Raw genomic sequence first — 23,040 nt, 5'->3', positions numbered from 1 at the left:
TTTAACCACTCCATAAAGAAAAAGAAGAAGATGTAAGAAAGAACTTACATCCCCTCTTAATTTATTTGTCTAGTTTTTCTTTCTTATCCAATGTATCTACATTTGAGTCATCTATAAGATCTTTAGTAGATTTTTTAAACTCTCTTAATGTTGAGCCAAACGCCCTTCCAATTTCAGGCAACTTAGAAGGCCCGAAAATAATAAGGGCAATCATTAAAATGAGTATCAATCCTGGTATTCCGATATTTTGAAACATTATTGTTCCTCCTAATCGTTAAATCTTTCAATTCTTTTTAGACGCTTATAATCATTTCTAGAAAAGTTTCATAACAAGATATATTAATATCTGTGGTCTTAGAATTTTACGAAAAATGCAGTAAAGTACATGATTAACATTCCAATTGTGAATCCAGAAAGATTTAACCATGAAACGGATGGTTCCTTATATGCTCGATGATCTTCAACGAGCATTTTTGTTATGACATAGATTACTTGTAAAATAGCACCTGCTCCAATTCCTAAGAATAAAGCACCCCAGATTGGAGAGAAGATGAATCCACCGAACCAAGTTCCAAGAATGGCAGGTGCACCAGCAAGCGTTCCTAGAATTAAGAAATGCTTTATACTAGGCTTAGTTTTTAATAGCGGTGCAGCTATTCCAATACCTTCTGTAATATTGTGTAGGGTAAAACCAATGATTAAAAATGTTCCTAATGCAGCTTCCCCAAGGGCAAAGGAAGAACCTATCGCTAATCCTTCTCCAAAGTTATGAAGGCCAATTCCTGTAGCCATTAGAAATGCTATTTTAAATGGTGAATATCCTTTTGCTTCCTGTTTTTTTTGCTGATACTGGTCAAATCCAATTAAAAGTAAAAACGTAAGAGCAGCTCCGATAATAACTAGCATATTACCTTGATAGACAGAAGGAGCTTCAGCACCAATCTCAAATCCGTCCGCAAGTGTTCCAACAAATAGGAATAATAAGAGTCCAACAGTAAGTGCAAGAATAGCATTTATCCATTTTCGCTTAAAACGTTTCATAAATGGATACCATAATAATCCTAGAGTAATAGGGACAATCCCGACATAAAAACCGATAAACCCATAGTTTAAAAAGTTACTCCAGCTAGCTTCAGGAGTAAGAGTTGCTGCAGCAATTTCTCCTTCTGTAATAATGCCATTTTCAGTGATAATTTTAATAGCATGAGGATCACCCATTACCCATGGATAGGAAATGGTGATTTTCCCATCTTCAAAGCGATTGAGCGTAGGGTCAGGTGATACACTGAAATTCCAAACAGAATCATCTACAATTACCTGTGAAATTGTCAGTGTTTCAGGACCAGTATTACTTACTGAAAGTTCAAAACCTTCATATGTTACTTTTATCCGTTCAATATTTAAAACTTCAACAGGAGCAGCAGGATCTTTTTCTATTCCTGCTCCGTTTATCAAAACCAAAGCTAATACTCCTATAAGTAATACCAAGGGAATCAAACCCGAAATTATCCACTTTAAATTCACTTTGTCAAACCCTCCTTTACTCTGCTTCAAAAAACCCCATCCATCCCAATTCAGCAAATTCACTAACATGGGCGTGGAACATGTATTTTCCCTTATAAGGGAATCTCATTTCAAGGATTCCACGCTCTCCCTGACATTGCATTATCGTATCAGTAAATTGAGAAGGATTATCATTTCTTCCTGTAGGATAATACGTAAAATAGTTGGCGTGAAGATGGAAAGAGTTCAACAAATCAAATTCCGTTAAATTACTTAGATAAATACGGACTAATTGGTCTTTTTTAACTTTAATAGGATAATTCATGAATGCGAATGCATATCCATTAACCGTATAAAAATCGTTTTCGCCATCTAAATCCAAGTCAAACCCATTCATCACCATATTTAATTCTAACGCTGGTTCCCTTGGTGTTTTTGGATCAATAATAAAGTTTCCATACAATCCCTTATGAATGTGGCGAGCAAGTGGTAATATATGACAATGATATATCTGCATTCCATACGGCTTAGCTTCAAACTCATAAGTAAATTTTTGGCCAGGTGAAATCGGTACAAGACCATCCATTTCTGGTGGATGAATACCATGAAAATGAACAGAGTGAGGATGGCTTCCTTGATTTATAAAATGAAAACGAAGTAAGTCCCCCTCAGTACAACGAAATGTAGGTCCTGGAATGGTTCCGTTATAAGTCCAACCTGGAAATTTAATTCCTTCTGCAATTTCAATCTCTTTATCTATAGCCACAATTTCATATTCACGAAGCGTTTGCCCAGTAGGTAACTTACTTACTTTTCCATAATCAAATGTAGTTAGTAATTTTTCAGCCATTTTATAACCTGAAGTTTTTGTCATATTCCCAACCATTTGATTATGATTCATCTTACTGTGATTTGGTCTATGCGATTGTGCTTTAACGGAAGTACTAAAAGGAGCTAGATTATTTAAAAAATAACTTCCCGCCAAACCCAAAGCACCAGCAGTTCCCAACTTTAAGACGTCACGTCTTGACAGATTGCTTTCCTCACTCATTTTTAACCACCCCTAAAAAAGTTTCCTTCAAGAAAAAGTATGTCATGACACTAAAATTCATTCTAAAGGACAACTATTGTCGATATGTATTTTTTTACAGGGTAATTATTCTATAACTTTTATGTCTTTAGTCATAATCAAGTACGAAATTCGAAATCCGGTCATACTTCCTGATTATGCACCTTGAGTTTGATGTAGATGTAAGTAATTTATTGGATAAAAATTTATCTTATCAATTTTTAAAAAGGGGAGTTCACGAAACATTTTTTAAAGAATTTGAACTACTTGGCGAAATTGGTATATTACTGGTGATTAATGGAGTGGCGTTTGTTATTGAATGCAAAGCATTTGCTTTGCAATTTAATTTAAGTGGAATGTTGTTTGAAACCAAAAAAGTTAAAGGGGTTAGTAATAAAAAAAATTGCACTTAGAGGCATTACGGTGAACCGTTTCATAAGTAAGAGAGATTTATTAAAGGGACCACCTAAAACTAATATGGTACCTGTAGTTAGGACATTTGAAGAAGAGTGTACTAACTGCAGGTATTTTTTATAAAGCAATTAACTTATTTTTTAAATTTTAACTTGTCCACAGCATTGTATCCTGCTTGAATAGCACCTTCCATAAAGTTGGGGAATTTAAGCGCTACTTCGCTACTAGCAAAAACAATATTTTCATGCGGTGTCCTCAAAATTTTAGGCGCATCAATAAGTCCATCAAATTTTACTTTTGCACTATATCCGCCACCACAATAAGGGTGATTCACCCAAATACTTTCCTGAACGTTAGTGTAGCTATGCGCGATTTCTCCAAAATATTGCTTTAGTAATGCAGTCGCTTGTTGTAGGCGAGTCTGTGTATTGAGGGTAGCGAATTCATGTGCGGCCTCTGCTCCGATGAACATTGTTAACCGCGCATCCTCCTGTTTTTTTGATGAATCCACCACTGAGACACCAGGGACACTAGTATAAATAACCCCATTAAGTGGCTGTTTATCCTGCCAAAACTTTTGAGGATAAAGCCATGTTATTTTAATAATTGCACCATCCACATAGCTTTGAAGAGCTGGCATAAAGTGTGTTTTCAATGATTCGCTAAATTGAATTTGACAAGCAATCGTTGGGGGTACCGCAATAATAACTGCTTGCGCATAAAATACTTGCTTTGTCGTATGAACTTCATAATAATCATTCACCTTGTGAATAGCATTAACGAGATGATTCGTGAAAAGCTCCTCTTGAAATAGGGAAGCGAGATATTGAGTTAGCTCTTTAAATGGCTTTGCCCCTTGAAGTAGTAAATCATTTTGCTCAGATAAATAACGGTTACTACTTTCGAGTGACGCAATTGCACTTGCTTGTGAAGGGTGGATATTTAAAATTTCACAAAAATAACTTTCAATAATACGACGGTCCTGTTCATTCGTTATAACCTTTTCATATAAAGTTTGTAAGGGAATATCCTCAGATAAACTGGTTTTTTCAATAGTGTGGAGTTTTTGGATAATCGGAGTTACGTCCAGTCTACGATAATCGTCCACTTCTATTGAATTGCTGTCTAGTGCTGTTTCCACAACGGGAATATTAGCTACGCTTAATAACTGGTTGAAGGCATGCATATCATTATTAAAAAATTGAGGACCTAACTCGAAATAAATTCCATTATCATATGTGATGGAATCGATTTTCCCCCCAACGCGTTCAGCTGCCTCTAATAATACAAATGGAATATTTTGTTCTTTCAATTTCTTAGCAGCACTTAAGCCTGCTAAACCAGCACCGATAATAATTACTTGTTTGAGCATCTTACAATCCTCCGCTTGGATAAATCATTATTTTTTCTCCGTTTTCATCTAACTCCTCAGTAAAGGAGAAACCAAATTTTTGATACAGCTGGATCGCCACTTTATTTTGCTCAAATACGCTTAAATAAATAACTTGCTTTGGGTAGCGTTCCAGTAAATATTCGACAAGTGCGCGGAGAAAGTAGCTTCCAAGACCCTTTCCTTGAAAACGCTCATCTATTAAATAGCGGTCGAGCCATATTTGTTCATCGAATTTTCCATACATTGAAAATCCAATAATTTCTCCCTTTTCATATAAAGCTAACGGAATATAACGCGTGTCCTTTTCAGCATCTGCTAAACAATGGCTGACAGGCTCGATAAATCCATGCTGTTGCTCTGAAATTTTTAAATCTAAAACCTCTTTTATGTTTGAGTCAGTTATTGCTCGAATCCCAGTAAACAAAATGTCAAAACCTTTCTTTCTTTTGTGTATATACAACGTAAGGTATATAGTTGCTATATAGTCAAGAAAGGAGATCTCAAATGTCTGAAAAATTATTAACAACAGGAGAGTTCGCAAAACTATGTAAGATTAATAAGCAAACAGTAATCTATTATGATCAAATTGGCTTGCTAACACCTACTTACAGAAATGAAAAAGGCTACCGTTATTATTCTTTTCGGCAACTTGAATTATTCAATGTCATTCATTTATTAAAAGAACTTGGAATGTCTTTAGAGGAAATTCAAAGCTATATGGAAAAAAAGTCACCTGAATTATTTTATTCTTTAATGATGAAACAAAAAGAAAAAGTGCGCATGAAAAAGAGAGAATTAGAAAATTTAGAAAAGATGATGGATGTGAAAATTAGTTTGTTGGAGGAAGCTGAAGATATTGATTTCCATCAAATTAGCATTCAATATTTACCTGGAAATCTTTTATACCTGAGTCAAAATATAAAAGATATAACAGATGAAGAATTTGCAAAGGTAGTCACTCAATTTATTAATGAACTAAACGCGATAGGTCTAGATACAGGGTTTCAAATCGGGGGGATGACTTTGCGCGAACAAGTACTAGAGGGCGAGTATACAAATTATAGTTACCTGTATATGGAGCAGCTAAAACAAAAAAAGAATCAGACGTACTTTAATTCAGCACCCGGAATGTATGCAATTGGCTATCATTTGGGAAAAGAAGAGAGTATCTACCGAACTTATGAGCGTCTATTTTCAGAAATACAACGCCAAAATTATGACATAGGGGACTATGTAATGGAAGAATATATTTATGATGGAGTCGTAAAAAATAGCGAGGAGCATTACATTACAAAAATTCGGGTCCACCTGAAATAAATAATGCCTTGTGATTGTAAATAGGCAACGATTTTTTCTCCGTCATCTTCTTCAGCTGCATCGATTAAAACATGTTCCTCTTGATGCGATACTAATAAACTATCGGCTTTACCTACTTTAAAAGCGTGAACGGTAAATTAGTATTTGATGAAATTGCTTCGTTAATACAAGCAGCTAGTAAAAGGGTAAGTAAAATTACATAAAACCTCTTCATAAATAAGTGCGCCTTTCTTTTGGATGTTACAGCATACTTCGAATAGTAGCGGCATGCATTATATTTTTGTATGTATTAAATCAATTACTTTTTCCAGTGTACAAGCTTTTTGATTCAACTACTATCGTAAATCGATAATTCATTTTTAACCAATGCATATGATACTGTAACAACTTTTGGTTTTGGAGATGATTAGATTGATTTATACAGTAAAAGCTGGGGATACATTGTCCCAAATCGCGAGAGATTTTAGAACACCTTTATCGGCCATCATACATGCTAATCCTGGTATCAACCCAGATGTTCTTTATATTGGACAGCAAATAATTATACCGGGTTTTCCAAACTCGACACCTTTTCAAATAGAGATTTCCGTAAATAATCGCTGGTTACGTTTATTTAAAGATGGTGTGGTCCAAAAGCAATATCCTATTGCCGTAGGAAAAATGCTTACTGAAACACCATTAGGGAATTTTATTATTGTCAACAAGCAGCCAAATCCAGGTGGTCCATTTGGTACAATGTGGATGAGTTTATCGAAAGAACATTACGGTATTCATGGAACAAATGATCCTAGCTCTATCGGTCATGCTGTATCACATGGCTGTATTCGTATGCATAATAAAGATGTTGAGGAGTTAGCAAGTATTGTTCCAATAGGGACACAAGTGATTATCCATCCATAACGTGAATCTTCAATCAGTGAGGTACTTCATTCCGAAAATAAATGGTATTTGTTAATATTTTGATCTTTAATAAGTTTTTTTAAATAGGTGTGATGGCAATATCTTCCTTAAAAAGTATAGAAAACTTTTTTCTCCGTTTTATAATGGTGATTTTTGAATTGGAAGATGGTCATTTAGCGTATGGTAAGAGAAAATTATTGCACTTCATTCGTATAAGATAAGTCATAAAGTTTGGTCTAATAATAAAAATGATAATGTTCTAAAATGTAAATATAAGCTGGAATTATGCAAAATTAAAAATGCCGAAACGTTGATTATACAACGTTTCGGCATTAGTAAACTTTAGAGATTTTGTTGTAAAAGGAATTTATTGGACAGTCCAATTTTTCAGCTTAATGATAAGTTTAACAATTGGTCTATTTCTTTAAATTTGCCACTTAATCTTAGTCTTGGTACTGTTACTTTGTATTTAACTGCATCGCAGGACCGAAGAATTCATAATGAATTTGGCTATCTGGGATATTGCATTCATGTAAAGCGTTAATGGCCGCCTCCATGAATGGTGTTGGTCCACACATGTAAACTTGAGTATCAGAAGTTAAGGTTGGACGCAAAATATTAGCATTAATGTACTCATTGTTGTCTGAGTATAGTACGTGATGGTGTGAGTTGCTATCTTTTTTGAATGCACTAAATAGCTTGCGTAAACCAGTTGGTCCATTTAATGTGTTCATTTTATTTTGGATTGCTTCGTGGAAAGCAAGCACCTTTTCGTTTCGAGCGCATTGAATAAATGTTACGTTATCTTTATTATCTATCGTTTGGAACATTGCATTTAATGGTGTAACACCAATCCCACCACTTATGAATAATACAGCTGCATTTGTTGGTTCGTATGTGAAAACACCAGCTGGAGCGCTTACGTCAATGACTGTTCCTTCTTCAGTGTCATGTAAAAAGTTTGATACTTTACCATTAATAAGATTATCGGATTCGCGTTTTACAGAAATGCGGAATTCCTGTGAATTACTTGGCTGAGATAATGTATATTGACGATTTAACATATATTCCTCGCCAGGTACTGTGACACGAATCGTTACATATTGCCCTGGCTTATAAGCAGGTACTTTTGAGCCATCTGTTGGTGTTAAGTAGAAAGAAATTATATCATCACTTTCTTGTTCTTTACGTGCAATTTTGAATTGCTTAAATGCACGCCAGCCACCATTGTTCTCCGCTGCTTTATAAAGATCCTCTTCGACTGAAATAAAGATGTCAGCGATTACACCATAAGCTTTTGCCCATGCATCGATGATTTCGTCTGTAGCAGCATCTCCTAATACTTCCTTAATAGCGCCAAGTAAATATTGACCGACAATTGGGTAATGCTCTGGTAAAACGCCTAAACTTACGTGTTTATGTGCAATTTGTACGACTACTGGTACGATTGGCTCAAGATTGTCTATATGTTGTGCTGCCGCATAGACTGTGTTTGCTAAAGCCGTTTGTTGACGACCTTTTGACTGATTCGTATGGTTAAAAATGTTTAGTAATGTTGGATTATCCCTAAATAAATTATGGTAAAAAGTTTTTGTAATTGTTTCACCGTGTACTTCTAAAACTGGTACTGTTGATTTAATAACGTCGATTGTATGTTGATCTAACATGTGCTGAACACGTCCTTTCGAGATAAATATATGCCTATTATTTTCTTAAAGCAATATGAAAAATACATCTTTAACAAAATAGACATAAACAAGTATTAAAAATACATCTTTTCAGTGAATTTTAATAATAATTCGATAAACGCTAGTATAACCACATTTAGAATATTCAAACTTAATAATATTAAGTTGAAAAATACAATGCGTTAGTTAGAGCATAAACTATCAATTTCAAGTTGCGTTTTATTGAGTTTCTACCGTTATGTCATTATTCATAGTTTAAGTAGGATGATCAATGAATCGAATAATTGTCTCTATTGATGAAATATTTTACTTTTGAATTTGCCATCAGAAAATAATTATTTTAAAAGGTGAAGAAGTTAGAAACATACGCATACGGGTAAAAAAAACTAAATGCTGTTAAATGTTTGTTTGGAAAGAGACTATTACTATAGTAGAAAGGAAAGTTATTGAGGAAGAAACAGTTGTACGTAATCTACAATTGATAATGGCACCATTATAAAAATACTCAATACAACGGATATTTATAAAAATGAATTAAATCTTTACAGTGCAAAGGAAAAAGCACTCATCACGGTACTAAAATCGATAAAAAAGTAATTGTATAATTAATGTGAAGGCAGGAGAGGTAATCTTTCTGTCTTTTACTATTCTAATGAGAAAACCACTAAAATCTGCTACAGTTAATAAGGAAATCACCACCAAATTTGCGGAGGTGCAGCATGTCGAACATTTTTGATTTTTTACAGTATAAAAATGAAAAGCTAGAGCTCCTATTAGGGAAGTTATTTGAACGGGCCAATTCGCCAGGAGATCGCATGGACGCGCTGTTAGAAAGTAAAGAGTTGGCAGTAGAGGACCACAAACTGTTTTTAGCATTTTTAGCGTATTTAAATGAACAGCAGCTCGATGCAAAAAAGTTATTTCAAGATGTTTTAAAACTGCCAAAACATCAGTTTGAAGCACAATATGCAATGAATTGGTCACAAGTAATCAAATTAAGTGTCACATTTCTTACAATTTTGCGTACAAATGACATAAATAGTTATAAACAATTCGTCGACTAACTTGTAACTACTAGCTACTGTTCGCTATAATGTTGAAATGAGTAATTGTAATAAATGATAGGGGGGCAAATAGTCGATGAATGAAGAACAACGACTAGCAAGTCAGCAGATTAAACAACCAAAAGAAGAAAAAGACTATAGTAAATATTTTGAGAAAGTATTTACAGCTCCTTCACTGAAAGATGCGAAAAAACGCGGGAAAGAAGAAGTAAAATACCATAAAGATTTTGATATTGAAGAGAAGTTTTTAGGAATGGGACATGATCGTAAGTTTTATATTCGTACTTACGGCTGCCAAATGAACGAACATGATACAGAAGTAATGGCTGGTATTTTCATGCAGCTTGGCTACACATCAACTGAAATCATCGAAGAAGCGGATGTGGTGCTATTAAACACATGTGCCATTCGTGAAAACGCTGAAAACAAAGTGTTCGGTGAGCTAGGCTTCTTGTTAAAATATAAACGTAAAAACCCAGAAATGCTAATTGGTGTTTGTGGCTGTATGTCGCAAGAAGAATCAGTGGTAAACAAAATTTTAAAGCAGTATCAACATGTTGACATGGTATTTGGTACACATAATATTCACCGCTTACCAAATATTTTACATGAGGCTTACATGTCAAAGGAGCTTGTTGTAGAGGTTTGGTCAAAAGAAGGGGACGTTATCGAAAACTTACCGAAAAAACGTCTTGGTTCGATTAAAGCTTGGGTAAATATTATGTACGGCTGTGACAAATTCTGTACATACTGTATCGTTCCATATACGCGAGGTAAAGAGCGTTCGCGTCGACCGGAAGAAATAATTCAAGAAGTAAGAGAATTAGCAGCACAAGGTTATAAAGAGATTATGTTGCTTGGTCAAAATGTTAACGCATACGGTAAAGACTTTGAGGACATCGAATATCGTTTAGGTGATTTAATGGACGAATTACGCAAAATTGATATCCCACGTATTCGCTTCACAACTAGTCACCCACGTGATTTTGATGATCATTTAATTGAAGTGTTATCGAATGGCGGAAACTTAGTTGACCATATTCACTTACCAGTACAATCTGGCTCGAATGAAATATTGAAAATTATGGCCAGGAAGTACACACGTGAGCATTTCCTACAATTAGTCGATAAAATTAAAGAAGCAATTCCGAATGTTACATTAACGACTGACATCATTGTTGGTTATCCAAATGAAACGGAGGAACAATTCCAGGAAACGCTTGATCTATATCGCCAAGTTGGATTTGACATGGCATTTACGTATATTTACTCACCACGTGAAGGCACACCCGCTGCGAAAATGGTTGATAACGTAACAGATCAAGAAAAGAAAGATCGTCTGCACCGCTTAAATGCAGTTGTTCAAGAATTTTCTGCTAAAGCATTAAAAGGTCTAGAAGGTCAAGTCGTAGAAGTTTTAGTTGAAGGCAGCAGTAAAAGACGAGATGACGTTTTAGCTGGCTATACGCGTAAAAACCGTCTTGTAAACTTTAAGGCAGACCCAAAATATATTGGGAAGCTTGTGCAAGTGAAGATTTTAGAAGCAAAATCTTACTCATTACTGGGTGAGTTTGTAGAAGAAGTTAAAGAAGAGGTGGAATTCGTAAAATGACAACAAAAGTATATACGAAAGACGAAATCGTAGAAAAAGCAAAAGAAATCGCCCATATGATTGCCAACACGGAAGAAGTAGAGTTTTTCAAAAAGGCAGAAGAGCAAATTAACGATAATCAATTTGTACGTGAAAAAATCGCATCATTAAAAACACTTCAAAAACAAGCGGTTAACTTCCAGCACTTAGGGAAAGAGCGCGCATTAAAAACAATGGAAACAAAAATCGAAAATATTGAAAAAGAAATCGACGAATTGCCAGTAGTACAACAGTTTAAACAATCTCAAGTAGATGTAAACGACTTATTGCAGTTAGTATCTAATGCAATTGCCAATACAGTTACTAATGAGGTCATTGCTTCAACAGGTGGAGATCTATTAAAAGGAGAAACAGGTTCAAAAGTACGTAATAGCGTGCCAGGTTCTTGTTCATAAAATAAATATTCTAGGCTATTTAAATAAGTAAATGTGCTTATTTAAATAGCCTTTTTTATGAAAATAAATGAAAAATATACATCGGGAAATTATGAAATGTCCTTTTTATGTAAAATTGTGATGTAATTTAATGGGAATACTTGTTATTCCTTTTTTGTTAATAATTAATGGTAATATTGTACCTATAAAACTTAATGGTATAAACCCTATTGCGTTCTAAAAAGATGTTAATTTAGTCCTTTAGTACTTTTTTGTAACTGATTTAAGTGAAAATAGTTATAAATAAATGTGGTATTATTCATTCTAAATTCCCGTTTTTTTGCTATACTATTGAATTAGTTTGAATAAAAGGAAAGGACATGGAAGATGAATGAATTCGAAAATCGAAGTTTAAGTGATGCAGAATTATATTTTTGGTTATGTCAAATGGCTAGACAACTTGATTCGGGAATTGTTATTGTCAATACAAAAAAGGGCTATACAATTGACTTTGTAAATCATGTTTTTTCGCGTATGACAGATTATAACGAGCATGACATGATTGGAATGACGATCGATAAATTACGTGGTCCACAAACGGATTTATTAAATGAAGAAGCGATTCAAGAAAGTATTGAAAATGGTTTAACATTTAAAACATCGTCGCTACATTATCGTAAAGATGGGTCGAACTTTTGGAATGAAGTGAATATAATACCCATGCATAATCAGTACGGTGAATTACAATATAGCGTACTGATGATGAGGGATTTAACTGATTCGATAAATGTCGAGGCGTTGATTGAACTGGAAAGAGAAGTATACTTTAGTTTAGAAAATGGCGATTCGTTTGAGCAAATAATGAATAAAATTTGTAGTACGGTTAGTGCTACATTTGGTAAGAAATGTTTTAATTCGATTGTCCTAGTAGATGATTACAATCGTATGAAGTATGTTTATGGAGATTTAACGGAGGAAATACATTTCTTTGATGAAGAGTTGCTATTGGTGGGGTTAACTTTTAATGAAAATACCTCAATCAAAAAACCGTTCATTATTAAAAACTTAAGTGAATCTAGGTACAATGAAATATTTAAACCGCTAATTGAAAAGCACCCATTTGTATCATTATGGAGCCAACCTATCTTAAATACAGAAGGGAAAATTATTGGATTATTTTCAGTATATTTTGAACAACAAGCAGAACCATTGGCAGCAGATTTCAAATTTTTAAATCGAGTTGTGCCGATTGTTACACTTGCCGTGAAATATTACGAGCAAAAATACGCTATTCGTCAATTGATATATCAAGATGCAACAACGGGTTTAACTAATTTCGAACGTTTCAAAAATAAAATGATGTCTTTAATTGAACATGGCTTTGAAGGGGCCTTATTTATTATTGCACCAGGTGAATATCAAAATATTGTGGATTTACAAGGGCGACAAGCTGGTGATGAAATATTAAGGCAATTGGCAGGACGTTTACAAAAATTGTCTACATTTGATGATTCAATCATTGCCCGTTATACGAGTTCATCGATTATAGTTGCTACTCGTACTAGAAACCAACAGGTTAGAATTCCCCAGCAAGAAATTGATGATATATTGTTTGAGCCTTACTATATAAATGAAAAAGAGACGTATTTGACACTAAAAATAGGGACAGCACCATTTAATAAAAATGAGCCTTTTATAGATGCAATTCGTAAATCAGATATAGCATTATCAAATGCATTGAAGGCTTCAGGTACAGTTGTTAAACGTTTTGAGCAAAGTCAAATTGAATCAGTAGAACAGGAAATGAATGTGCTAGCGCATATTACAAAAGGCTTGAAAAATAATGAGTTTTTACCAATGTTACAGCCAAAAGTAAACATCGCTACAGGAGAGATCGAAAGCTTTGAGGCGCTAGCTCGATGGGTATCATCAGAAATTGGCTTCGTATCACCAGCAGTGTTTATTCCGGTTGCAGAAAATACGGGCAATATTTATAAAATTGACCGTGCCATTTTACGAAAAGTATTACAATGGCTAGAAGAACGTGCAGCATTAGGTTTAAAGCTGTATCAAGTGTCAGTCAATATTTCGCCAAGCCATTTCTATAATGCCGGCTTTGTCGAAAATTCGATTACATTAATTGAAAGTTACAACATAGACCCTAAGTACATAAAATTTGAAATTACCGAAAGCATTGAACTGGATAATGTGATGCGCGCTAAAAAAATTATTAATGAACTGAAAGCGAATGGGATTGATACAGCCATTGATGATTTTGGCGTGGGCTACTCTTCATTAAGTTATTTACAAAAGTTGCCATTTGAAGAGATTAAAATAGATAAAAGTTTTGTCGATAATTTAGCAGATCCACGCATGAATGCTGTTGTTAAAACGATTATTCAGCTGTCAAAAAATTTAAATATGATATCCGTAGCAGAAGGTATTGAAACAGAGGAACAGCACGAGGAGTTAAAACGTCTTGGCTGTCAAACCGGGCAAGGCTACTATTATTTCAAACCGTTACCGCTAGAGGAAATTAATAAATTACTTGAGGTATCAGTACCAGTTTAAAAAACTTGGGGCTGTCCAAAAAGTCGCTACTTTTTGGACAGTGCAAGCCTCGTGTAGTAATAATCCGCTTTAGGTGGTGCTTCTGCGGTGGTCAGAATAAAAGAACGAATGCTAAAACCGTCACATCCTGTGACAACGCATTCATGACTAGCTTCGTGCTAGCCTCCATCCTCGGCGCAAAGGGAGTGTCCCAGAAATACATCTAGGACACTCCCTTTTTTGTTGCAAAAACAACCGTTATCGCAAGGAAGGTTATGATTAAGTTCGGTTCAATTAACATTTGATAATGATGTTTTTGTTCCTTCACCAATTAGGCACTTATCGCATACATTAGCAATAGTTAAGAAAGGAGAGAAGTTTTCGTGAAGCGTTTGCGTCAAATTGTAACAAGAGCGGTGGTAGCGAAGGGGAAAAAGAGAACCGAATCCAAAGAATTACTATGTCCGCCAAATGCGCCGACAAGTATTTTAGGTTGCTGGGTTATAAACCATCAATGCCAAGCAAAGCGTAATGGTAAATTTGTTGATGTAACAGGTAAATTTGATGTGAATGTTTGGTATGCGTATAGTAATCACTCAAAAACAGCGGTTCATACGGAAACGATTGCTTATAAAGATCGTATTAAGTTATCTTTTCGTGATGGAGTAGAAGTTGATTCTAACGATGTGAAAATGCGTGTCTTACAGCAGCCGAACTGTATAGAAGCGATCATTACAAAATCAGGTGATAAGATCCAAGTATCAATTGAACGTGAATTTTTAGTTGAAATTATCGGAGAAACAACTGTTGTTATCAATGTACATCCAACAGATTACGAGGAAGAGTGGTCATATGATGAAAGCTCACATGATTCTAGAAGTACTTCGAGCTCATCTTCATCCTCATCCTCATCCTCATCGTCATCTAGTTCCGAAAAAGCGGAATTTGATTCATCATCATTTTCATAATGATTTTGCTCAAGTACAGTTCAGTGCTTGAGCGTTTTTTTTGTCTGTCATGTTTTTCTAATAGCGAGCATAAGGAAAATCGCGAAGCTAGTGGTATAATAACTAGTACAAGTTTAGTAAATGAGGGAAACAATTAATGACTACATATACACCGATGATGCAGCAATATTTGCTCGTCAAACAAGATTTTCAAGATGCGTTTTTATTTTATCGTTTAGGCGATTTTTATGAGCTATTTTTTGAGGACGCTATTAAAGCATCACAATTATTAGAAATAACTTTAACTGCACGCGCAGGTAACACGGATAATCCTATTCCGATGTGTGGGGTGCCGCATCATTCAGCACAAGGCTACATTGAAACACTTGTTGCTAAAGGCTTTAAAGTAGCTGTATGCGAACAAACAGAAGACCCAAAAAATGCAAAAGGTGTTGTAAAACGTGAGGTCGTACAAGTGATTACACCTGGAACAATTATGGAGGGTAAGGCACTCGATGGAAAATCGAATCATTTTATTGCAGCTGCAGAGGAACTATCGGCAAATGAGTTAGCCTTTGCGTATTTAGATGTTTCGACTGGAGAAGCCAATACATCTATTATCGAAGGTAGCGCAAAGGAATTGGTTCAGCAACTTCAAGCGTATGCCATTAAGGAAGTCATCGTTACAGAGCAATTGCAGTTGCTATTATCGGATTTCGCAGATACAAGTGGCATTGTGCTATCTCTTGAAAAAGAAGAAATGGACGGCATTCGTGCGGAAAACTATGTGGCACAATTACCGGTAAAATTACAAGGCGTTGCTAAGCGTTTGTTACAATATGTAGAGCGTACACAAATGCGTTCACTTTCACATATTCAAGCATTTACGTTTACTGAGGCAAGTAGTTATTTGCGCATTGATACGAATTCAAAACGCAATTTAGAGTTGATTCAATCTATTCGCGGTGGTGATTCAAAAGGAACATTGCTATGGCTTTTAGATGAAACCGTGACAGCAATGGGAGGACGTAAGCTCAAACAATGGATGCATCAACCACTTGCAAGTAAAATAGCGATTGAAGCACGCCAAACCGTTGTTACGGAATTTTTAGAAGAATTTTTCTTACGTCAAGAATTAAATGAATTACTAAAAAATGTCTATGATTTAGAACGATTAGCGGGTCGTGTCGCATTTGGTTCAGTAGGGGGACGAGATTTAGCGCAACTTCGTGAATCACTGCGCCAAGTACCGATGATTCAACAAAAATTAATTGATAGTGGGCGTGAAAAATCTACGGCACTTGGTCAACAATTAGATGTATGTGCAGATATTGAACAATTGTTGGCGCATGCCATTACCGATCATCCGCCTATCTCGATTAAGGAAGGCGATGTAATACGTGATGGCTATAATGCGCAATTGGATGAATACCGAGATGCCTCTCGCAATGGTAAGGATTGGATTGCGCAGCTTGAAAAAAAAGAGCGTGAATTAACAGGTATCAAAAATTTAAAGATTGGTTATAATCGTGTGTTTGGCTATTATATTGAAATTACAAAATCACACTTAGGCAATACCGATTTAGCGCGCTTTGAACGGAAGCAAACATTAGCGAATGCCGAACGATTTATTACAGAAGAATTGAAAGAGAAAGAAGCGCTTATTTTAAATGCAGAAGAGCAAAGTTTAGCGTTAGAATATAATTTATTTGTTGCATTGCGTGACCAATTAAAAACGTATATTCCACGCGTTCAAAAGCTAGCGGCGTCCATCAGTGAATTAGATGTCCTCATGAGTTTCGCGGAGGTAACCGATAAATATCGTTTTACTAAGCCAGTATTCCATGAAGGTCGAGCATTAAAAATTGTAGAAGGTCGTCACCCGGTCGTAGAAAAAATGCTGAATAAACAAAGCTATGTACCAAATGATTGCATATTAACTGAAGACAAAAATATGATGCTTATTACGGGGCCTAACATGTCGGGGAAAAGTACCTATATGCGACAAGTGGCGTTAATTGTTGTGTTAGCGCAAATGGGTTGCTATGTACCAGCAGCAGAAGCAGAGCTGCCGATTACAGACCAAATTTTCACGCGTATCGGGGCGGCGGATGATTTAGCAGCAGGACAATCGACATTTATGGTTGAAATGTTAGAGTCACAGCACGCAATTACTCACGCAACGAAAAAGAGTTTACTACTATTTGATGAAATTGGACGCGGCACATCAACATATGATGGTATGAGCTTAGCGCAGGCGATGATGGAATACATTCATACTGAAATTGGGGCAAATACACTGTTTTCAACGCATTACCATGAGCTGACGGATTTAGAGCAGGAATTGGAGCGACTACAAAATGTTCATGTAAGTGCAACAGAACAAGATGGACGTGTTGTATTTTTACACAAGGTGAAAAAAGGCGCGGCAGATAAAAGCTACGGGGTACATGTTGCCGAGCTTGCAGAAATGCCACAAGCAATTTTACAGCGTGCACGTGTGCTATTAGCACAATTTGAAGCAGGACATTCAGAAAAACTCGCGCCAATTGCACAAGCAGTAGAATTAAAGCAACCTGAGTCTGTTGCAACAACACCTACAAAAGTAGCGGAAGATGAATTGCAATTATCGTTGTTTAGCTTACGTGATGAGCCAACATTGTCACCTGAACAGCAACAAGTGCTAGATACATTAACGAAATTAAATGTGATGGGCACAACACCAATGCAAGCAATGACGTTACTGTATGAATTACAGCAAAAGTTATTAGGAAATAACTAAGGAGGAGATTCGCATGGGAAAAATTCAAATTATGGACGAATGGCTATCGAATAAAATTGCGGCCGGTGAAGTAGTAGAACGCCCATCATCAGTTGTTAAAGAGCTTGTAGAAAACGCGATTGATGCAGGCAGTACGTCACTTGAAATTTTTCTTGAAGAAGCGGGTCTTAGCTCTATTCAAGTGGTTGATAATGGCAGTGGCATGGACGAAGAAGATGCGCTTTTATCTTTTTCTCGACATGCTACATCCAAAATTGAAAAAGAACAGGATTTGTTTCGGATTCGAACATTAGGCTTTCGTGGTGAGGCATTGGCATCGATTGCCTCGGTTTCAAAGTTGACATTGCGGACGTCTGATGGCAATGGTGGGGTACATCTTTATTTAGAGGGTGGCCATTTAAAAGAGCATAAACCTACAGCACTTCGACGAGGGACAGATATTACGGTGGCGCATTTATTTTACAATACGCCAGCGCGTTTAAAATATTTGAAAACGATTCAAACCGAACTAGGGCATACGATTGATTTTGTTAATCGTATTGCGCTTGGCTATCCTGAAGTGGCGATAAAACTTGTGCATAATGGACAAACACTGCTACAAACAAACGGTCGTGGACAAGTACAACAAGTGCTAGCAGCAATTTATGGCGTGCATAATGCTAAGAAAATGCTAGCCTTTGAAGGAAGTAATAATGACTATAAAATTCACGGTTTTGCAAGCTTACCGGAAGTAACACGTGCATCGAAAAACTATATTTCACTCTTTGTGAATGGGCGTTGGGTAAAGCACTTCGTCATTCAAAAAGCGATTACCGATGCGTATCATACGTATTTACCGATTGAGCGTTTTCCAATTGTGCTATTGTATGTGGAAGGTGATCCACAGTTAACTGATGTTAACGTGCACCCAGCGAAGCATCAAGTACGCTTAAGTAAAGAGCCGGAATTGTTAAAGCTCATTGAAGATACAATCCGTGCATCAATCCGAGATGTTATTCGAATTCCGTTGGCTGAGAAAAAAGAAAAGCCCGTACGAGTACCGAATGAGCAGTTGAATATTTGGAATCCACAAAAAGCATCAAAGCCAACCTTTGACGCATCGAAAATGAATTCAATAGTTGAGCGCTTATCTTCAGAGCCAATTGTAATTAAAGAGCCATATGCACCTGCGCCAACAAAACAGCCATCTGCAATCGAGCAAAGTATGCAAGAACCAATAACAAAATCCTTTATTGAAGAAACTGACCCGCCACTAAATGTTCAGCCCGATTTCGAGGAATCTTTGAAGGTGGAAGAATTGCCCGAAAAAGAGAAACTTCATTTCCCGCAAGTTGAGATCGTTGGACAAATTCACGGCACATACATCGTTGCACAAATGGAGGACGGCTTTTATTTAATCGACCAGCATGCTGCACAAGAACGGATTAAATACGAATTTTTCCGTGACAAAGTAGGTGAAGTGAATGTTAATGAACGTCAAGCACTTTTAATGCCGCTCACATTCCATTATTCAGCGGATGAAGCATTGCGATTAAAAGAATCGAAACACGAACTGGAAGAAGTCGGCGTGTTTCTTGAGGAATTTGGACATTCGTCATTTGTTGTACGTGAATATCCGACCTGGTTTCCAAAAGGTGAGGAACAAGAAATTATTGAGGAACTGATTGAACAAGTATTGAATGCAAGTAAAGCAGATATAAAGAAACTACGAGAAGACGCGGCCATTATGATGAGTTGTAAAAAATCAATTAAGGCAAATCACTATTTAGATAAGCAACAAATGCAGCGATTAATTGAAGACTTACGCAAAGCGGATAATCCATTTACTTGTCCACATGGGCGCCCGGTACTCATTCATTTTACATCATATGAGGTAGAAAAAATGTTCAAACGTGTGATGTAATATTAAATGCATTCAGAGAGTGCTAAGACTCAAATTAACTAATAAAACGATGGGGTGATGGTATGGAGAAAAATACATTTTATGTAACAATGTCAGATGGTTACGATATTTTTGTACGAACATTTAAACCGCAACATCCGAAAAAGCATATCCATATTTTACATGGGATGGCTGAGCATAGTGAACGCTATGAGCCGTTTGCGGAAGTGCTATGTGCGCAAGGATACTATGTCACGACACATGATCATCGTGGACATGGTTACACCGCTGCGAATAATGGTATACTTGGTTATTTTGATTTGGAAAATGGATTTGAAAGGGTAGTAGAAGACGTACGGGAAATTTTAGAACAGCTTAAATTACAGGATCTAGGCAAGCCCATTTTATTTGGGCATAGTATGGGCTCATTTATCGCGCGTCGTTTCACACAAAAGTATAGCGTGGAAATAGAGCGTCTTATTTTAAGTGGAACAGGCTCATCGTCTCTCATGCATAAAGCCGGTCATGTACTTGCAAGTCAACTTGTACATTTAAAGGGACCGGCAGAACCAAGTAAATTAATGAATCAATTAAGCTTTGGTACCTTTAATGCACAAGTGCCAAATCCAAAAACTGAATTTGATTGGCTAACGTCTGACCATACTGAAGTGCAAAAGTATATCAACGACCCTTTTTGTGGCTTTGTATCAACGAATCAATTTTATGCCGATTTAACAGGTGCGATGGCAACGCTTGACAATCATTCTGGCAATGTGAGTATTCGTCCTAATTTGAAAATATTACTAGTTAGTGGAACGCATGACCCGGTAGGTGAAAAACAAGCGAAAGGTGTACTAAAGGTAGGGAAACAATTAGTAGATGCTGGTGTTGAACATGTGAAGGTTCAACTGTTTGAAGGTATGCGCCATGAAATTTTAAATGAAATTGGAAAAGAAAAAGTTTATGAAAGTATTATACGGTGGTTAGAACATGAATAAAAAAATTGATGTAGTGGCCATTATTGGTCCAACCGCATCTGGCAAAACAGCGTTAAGTATTCGTCTTGCAAAGGAATTTGATGGAGAAATCATTAATGGAGATTCCATGCAAATTTACCGTCATATGAATATCGGTACGGCGAAAATTACTCCTGAAGAAATGGATGGTGTGCCGCATCATCTACTTGATATTAAAGAACCGACAGAAAGTTTTTCGGTAGCGGAATATCAATTATTAGTACGTGAAAAAATCGAGGAAATTCAGTCGCGTGGGAAAATGCCAATTTTAGTAGGTGGAACAGGGCTTTATGTACAATCGGTATTGTATGACTTCCAATTTGCGAAACAAGAAGTAAATGAAGAAGCGCGTGAAGCATACTATAAAGAGCTTGAACTACTTGGACCAGAAGAAATGCATGAAAAATTAACACAAATCGACCCTGCAGCGGCGGCAGAAATCCATCCGAATAATACGCGCCGTGTCATTCGTGCATTAGAAATGGCGGAGCTTGCAGGGGTATCGCGTGCAGCGGAACAATTCAATCGAGGCGATGTAGCGCTCTACAACCATTTGATTATCGGTATGGATATGGACCGTGAAAAATTATATGAGCGCATTAATTTACGTGTTGATTTAATGATGGATGCAGGTTTACTAGATGAAGTTCGTGCGCTTTATGATGCAGGAATTCGCGACGTGCAAGCAATTAAAGCGATTGGCTATAAAGAATTTTACGCGTATTTTGATGGGAATGTGACATTAGAAGAAGCGATTGAACAAGTTAAACAAAACTCACGTCGTTATGCCAAACGCCAATTAACATATTTCCGCAATAAAATGGAAATCAAATGGATTGGTAAAGATTATAATGAAATTAAAAAAATATTGTAAATTATTCTAAATTTCGCAGGAATACTTTATACTAATAACGAATAGGTAATTATTGCATACATTATAGAGATGAGGAGAAAAAACGATGACAAAATCGATAAATTTACAAGATACATTTTTAAACAATATACGTAAAAATAATATTTTTGTTACAGTTTTTTTATTAAATGGTTTTCAATTAAAGGGCCAAGTAAAATCCTATGACAACTTTACCGTCTTATTAGAAACAGAGGGAAAGCAACAGCTTATTTATAAGCATGCAATTTCAACTTTCGTTCCTTCAAAAAATATTGCATTATCAGAAGATGAATAAATAATTCAGGAAATTTAATAGCGCATTGCAGTGGGATTGATTATAATAACTAAGACGCTAGCACGTATTGGAGGATTAATTATGAAAACAATGACAACGGATGAGTTATTAAACCTATTAGATGCAAACGAAGATTTAAATGTTATTGACGTTCGCGAAGATTTTGAAGTAGAGCAAGGGATGATTCCAGGTGCTGTACATATTCCACTAGGATCAATTCCAGAGCACACAGGTGAGTTAGACGCTTCAAAACCATATATTTTAGTATGTAAAGGCGGCGTACGCAGTGCAAATGCTTGCGAATACTTAGCTTCTCAAGGTTTCGATGTGACAAACCTTGAAGGCGGTATGATGGCATACGACGGCGAATTAGAATTTAAATAATGAATGCAAAAAAGGGTCTGTCCGAGAAGTATTTCTGGGACAGACCCTTTGCGCAGAGGATTGAGGTCAGCACGATGCTGGTTATGAATGCGTTGCCACAGGAAGCGACGTTTTTAGCAAACCATTTTTATTATTTTTAGCCACCGCGAAAAGCGGCCTAAAGCGGATAATTAATACATGAAAGAAGCACTGTCCAAATAGTAATCACCTTTTGGACAGTGCTTTTATCGTTACTTCGAATATTGCAGTTTGCGTATAGGTAAGCTCCAACTACGTGTATAGGAGAAAATACGTAAAACTGTAATGACTATAAATAAGCTATATAAAAAGAAATCGCCTTTAAAAATTTCAAGTCCAATTAACAGTCCGGCACATGCAGCCCATACACCGTATATTTCATGGCGTAAAACAATCGGACGTCTTCCAGCGAGTAAATCACGTACAATACCGCCGCCAGCACCCGTTAATACCGCAGCAACAATGGTTGCAGCAAGTGGTAATTCTAAATGAACCGCATGCATGGCACCTTGTATTGCAAATGCCGACAACCCAATGGCATCAGTTAAATTTCCCCAACGATTCCAATGTTTTATTAAATGATGAGGCATTAAAAAGAAAATCGTAATCGCTGCTAACGCAATTTGAAACATCATTTCCTGGCTCCACAATGTTGAGACTGGTAAACCAATAAGTAAATTTCGAATTGCACCACCACCGAAAGCGGTCACAATCCCTAAAATATATACGCCAAATAAATCATATTCCTCTTCCATTGCGACAATCGCACCGGAAATAGCAAAGGCAATAGTGCCAATAACGCTAAACACATCCCAAGCCAACTTTCTTCCCCCTTAATGTTACTAAACAATGAGAATAGCAGTTTTTCAATCATTCGTCAAAAAGAAAAATTTTGATGTAT

Annotated in this window: 21 protein-coding genes; 14 read left to right on the top strand and 7 right to left on the bottom strand. The window is 36.3% G+C overall.

The annotated features are described in order from the left end of the window. Positions 1-61 precede the first annotated feature (61 nt). The 3 genes from tatA to O7776_RS13145 all read right to left on the bottom strand — a co-directional run bounded on the left by tatA (position 62) and on the right by O7776_RS13145 (position 2,554). Positions 62-256, bottom strand: a complete 195-nt coding sequence (gene tatA, locus O7776_RS13155) for a twin-arginine translocase TatA/TatE family subunit (protein WP_241369218.1) — start codon at positions 254-256, stop codon at positions 62-64. Positions 257-354: 98 nt separating this feature from the next. Next, on the bottom strand, positions 355-1,524 hold the full coding sequence (locus O7776_RS13150; protein WP_274310505.1) for a ZIP family metal transporter: 1,170 nt from the start codon (positions 1,522-1,524) through the stop codon (positions 355-357). 16 nt (positions 1,525-1,540) lie between these two features. Further along, entirely contained in the window at positions 1,541-2,554 is a 1,014-nt protein-coding gene (locus tag O7776_RS13145) for a multicopper oxidase domain-containing protein (protein ID WP_274307492.1), read from the bottom strand. 212 nt (positions 2,555-2,766) lie between these two features. Here O7776_RS13145 and O7776_RS13140 point away from each other — a divergent pair, with 212 nt between their 5' ends. After that, on the top strand, positions 2,767-2,985 hold the full coding sequence (locus O7776_RS13140; RefSeq protein WP_274307491.1) for a hypothetical protein: 219 nt from the start codon (positions 2,767-2,769) through the stop codon (positions 2,983-2,985). 134 nt (positions 2,986-3,119) lie between these two features. Here the strand turns inward: O7776_RS13140 and O7776_RS13135 are convergent, their stop codons facing one another. Together O7776_RS13135 and O7776_RS13130 are read right to left on the bottom strand one after the other, a co-directional pair. Beyond that, positions 3,120-4,358: a flavin monoamine oxidase family protein gene (locus O7776_RS13135; protein WP_274307490.1), complete on the bottom strand. Its 1,239-nt coding sequence runs from the start codon at positions 4,356-4,358 to the stop codon at positions 3,120-3,122. A 1-nt stretch (position 4,359) separates the two neighbouring features. Then, positions 4,360-4,803 (bottom strand): GNAT family N-acetyltransferase, encoded by a 444-nt coding sequence (locus O7776_RS13130; protein WP_274307489.1) that lies wholly within the window; start codon positions 4,801-4,803, stop codon positions 4,360-4,362. An 80-nt stretch (positions 4,804-4,883) separates the two neighbouring features. Here O7776_RS13130 and O7776_RS13125 point away from each other — a divergent pair, with 80 nt between their 5' ends. Both O7776_RS13125 and O7776_RS13120 read left to right on the top strand, forming a co-directional pair. Continuing rightward, the gene (locus O7776_RS13125; protein ID WP_274307488.1) at positions 4,884-5,696 is read left to right on the top strand and encodes a MerR family transcriptional regulator; all 813 of its coding nucleotides are present in this window, start codon (positions 4,884-4,886) and stop codon (positions 5,694-5,696) included. Positions 5,697-6,107: 411 nt separating this feature from the next. Further along, complete coding sequence (locus tag O7776_RS13120; protein WP_274307487.1) at positions 6,108-6,596, top strand: L,D-transpeptidase family protein; 489 nt, start codon at positions 6,108-6,110, stop codon at positions 6,594-6,596. A 458-nt stretch (positions 6,597-7,054) separates the two neighbouring features. Here O7776_RS13120 and hmpA read toward each other — a convergent pair whose 3' ends face one another. Next, positions 7,055-8,263: an NO-inducible flavohemoprotein gene (gene hmpA / locus O7776_RS13115; RefSeq protein WP_274307486.1), complete on the bottom strand. Its 1,209-nt coding sequence runs from the start codon at positions 8,261-8,263 to the stop codon at positions 7,055-7,057. 740 nt (positions 8,264-9,003) lie between these two features. Here hmpA and O7776_RS13110 point away from each other — a divergent pair. The 11 genes from O7776_RS13110 to O7776_RS13060 all read left to right on the top strand — a co-directional run bounded on the left by O7776_RS13110 (position 9,004) and on the right by O7776_RS13060 (position 22,121). Then, entirely contained in the window at positions 9,004-9,348 is a 345-nt protein-coding gene (locus tag O7776_RS13110) for a hypothetical protein (RefSeq protein WP_274307485.1), read from the top strand. Positions 9,349-9,424: 76 nt separating this feature from the next. Continuing rightward, entirely contained in the window at positions 9,425-10,960 is a 1,536-nt protein-coding gene (gene miaB, locus O7776_RS13105) for a tRNA (N6-isopentenyl adenosine(37)-C2)-methylthiotransferase MiaB (protein ID WP_274307484.1), read from the top strand. Then, on the top strand, positions 10,957-11,394 hold the full coding sequence (locus tag O7776_RS13100) for a YlbF/YmcA family competence regulator (protein ID WP_241369197.1): 438 nt from the start codon (positions 10,957-10,959) through the stop codon (positions 11,392-11,394). Before miaB ends, O7776_RS13100 begins: the two co-directional genes overlap by 4 nt. Before the next feature lie 366 nt (positions 11,395-11,760). Continuing rightward, positions 11,761-13,944: a bifunctional diguanylate cyclase/phosphodiesterase gene (locus tag O7776_RS13095; RefSeq protein ID WP_274307483.1), complete on the top strand. Its 2,184-nt coding sequence runs from the start codon at positions 11,761-11,763 to the stop codon at positions 13,942-13,944. 362 nt (positions 13,945-14,306) lie between these two features. Beyond that, positions 14,307-14,891 (top strand): outer spore coat protein CotE, encoded by a 585-nt coding sequence (gene cotE / locus O7776_RS13090; RefSeq protein WP_274307482.1) that lies wholly within the window; start codon positions 14,307-14,309, stop codon positions 14,889-14,891. A gap of 136 nt (positions 14,892-15,027) precedes the next feature. Next, the gene (mutS, locus tag O7776_RS13085; protein WP_274307481.1) at positions 15,028-17,652 is read left to right on the top strand and encodes a DNA mismatch repair protein MutS; all 2,625 of its coding nucleotides are present in this window, start codon (positions 15,028-15,030) and stop codon (positions 17,650-17,652) included. Positions 17,653-17,665: 13 nt separating this feature from the next. Next, complete coding sequence (mutL, locus tag O7776_RS13080; RefSeq protein WP_274307480.1) at positions 17,666-19,555, top strand: DNA mismatch repair endonuclease MutL; 1,890 nt, start codon at positions 17,666-17,668, stop codon at positions 19,553-19,555. A 62-nt stretch (positions 19,556-19,617) separates the two neighbouring features. Beyond that, on the top strand, positions 19,618-20,532 hold the full coding sequence (locus O7776_RS13075) for an alpha/beta hydrolase (RefSeq protein WP_274307479.1): 915 nt from the start codon (positions 19,618-19,620) through the stop codon (positions 20,530-20,532). Further along, positions 20,525-21,424 carry a tRNA (adenosine(37)-N6)-dimethylallyltransferase MiaA gene (gene miaA, locus O7776_RS13070; protein WP_274307478.1) on the top strand — a complete coding sequence of 300 codons (900 nt, stop codon included), beginning with the start codon at positions 20,525-20,527 and terminating at the stop codon, positions 21,422-21,424. Before O7776_RS13075 ends, miaA begins: the two co-directional genes overlap by 8 nt. 85 nt (positions 21,425-21,509) lie before the next feature. Continuing rightward, a complete protein-coding gene (hfq, locus tag O7776_RS13065; protein WP_241369189.1) occupies positions 21,510-21,737 on the top strand; it encodes an RNA chaperone Hfq in 228 nt (75 codons plus the stop codon). An 81-nt stretch (positions 21,738-21,818) separates the two neighbouring features. Next, a complete protein-coding gene (locus O7776_RS13060) occupies positions 21,819-22,121 on the top strand; it encodes a rhodanese-like domain-containing protein (RefSeq protein ID WP_274307477.1) in 303 nt (100 codons plus the stop codon). A gap of 230 nt (positions 22,122-22,351) precedes the next feature. Here the strand turns inward: O7776_RS13060 and O7776_RS13055 are convergent, their stop codons facing one another. Further along, positions 22,352-22,960 carry a trimeric intracellular cation channel family protein gene (locus O7776_RS13055; protein ID WP_274307476.1) on the bottom strand — a complete coding sequence of 203 codons (609 nt, stop codon included), beginning with the start codon at positions 22,958-22,960 and terminating at the stop codon, positions 22,352-22,354. Between the last annotated feature and the right edge of the window lie 80 nt (positions 22,961-23,040).

The sequence above is a fragment of the Solibacillus daqui genome, assembly GCF_028747805.1.
GTDB classification, from domain to species: domain Bacteria; phylum Bacillota; class Bacilli; order Bacillales_A; family Planococcaceae; genus Solibacillus; species Solibacillus daqui.
This window is presented reverse-complemented; position numbering and strand designations above follow the sequence as displayed.

Coding starts and splice junctions, on each gene's coding strand:
- O7776_RS13100 (WP_241369197.1), top strand. CDS start 10,957: ATGACAACAAAAGTATATACGAAAGACGAAATCGTAGAAAAAGCAAAA.
- tatA (WP_241369218.1), bottom strand. CDS start 256: ATGTTTCAAAATATCGGAATACCAGGATTGATACTCATTTTAATGATT.
- mutL (WP_274307480.1), top strand. CDS start 17,666: ATGGGAAAAATTCAAATTATGGACGAATGGCTATCGAATAAAATTGCG.
- mutS (WP_274307481.1), top strand. CDS start 15,028: ATGACTACATATACACCGATGATGCAGCAATATTTGCTCGTCAAACAA.
- O7776_RS13135 (WP_274307490.1), bottom strand. CDS start 4,358: ATGCTCAAACAAGTAATTATTATCGGTGCTGGTTTAGCAGGCTTAAGT.
- hmpA (WP_274307486.1), bottom strand. CDS start 8,263: ATGTTAGATCAACATACAATCGACGTTATTAAATCAACAGTACCAGTT.
- O7776_RS13060 (WP_274307477.1), top strand. CDS start 21,819: ATGAAAACAATGACAACGGATGAGTTATTAAACCTATTAGATGCAAAC.
- miaB (WP_274307484.1), top strand. CDS start 9,425: ATGAATGAAGAACAACGACTAGCAAGTCAGCAGATTAAACAACCAAAA.
- O7776_RS13145 (WP_274307492.1), bottom strand. CDS start 2,554: ATGAGTGAGGAAAGCAATCTGTCAAGACGTGACGTCTTAAAGTTGGGA.
- O7776_RS13095 (WP_274307483.1), top strand. CDS start 11,761: ATGAATGAATTCGAAAATCGAAGTTTAAGTGATGCAGAATTATATTTT.
- miaA (WP_274307478.1), top strand. CDS start 20,525: ATGAATAAAAAAATTGATGTAGTGGCCATTATTGGTCCAACCGCATCT.
- O7776_RS13125 (WP_274307488.1), top strand. CDS start 4,884: ATGTCTGAAAAATTATTAACAACAGGAGAGTTCGCAAAACTATGTAAG.
- O7776_RS13075 (WP_274307479.1), top strand. CDS start 19,618: ATGGAGAAAAATACATTTTATGTAACAATGTCAGATGGTTACGATATT.
- O7776_RS13110 (WP_274307485.1), top strand. CDS start 9,004: ATGTCGAACATTTTTGATTTTTTACAGTATAAAAATGAAAAGCTAGAG.
- hfq (WP_241369189.1), top strand. CDS start 21,510: ATGACAAAATCGATAAATTTACAAGATACATTTTTAAACAATATACGT.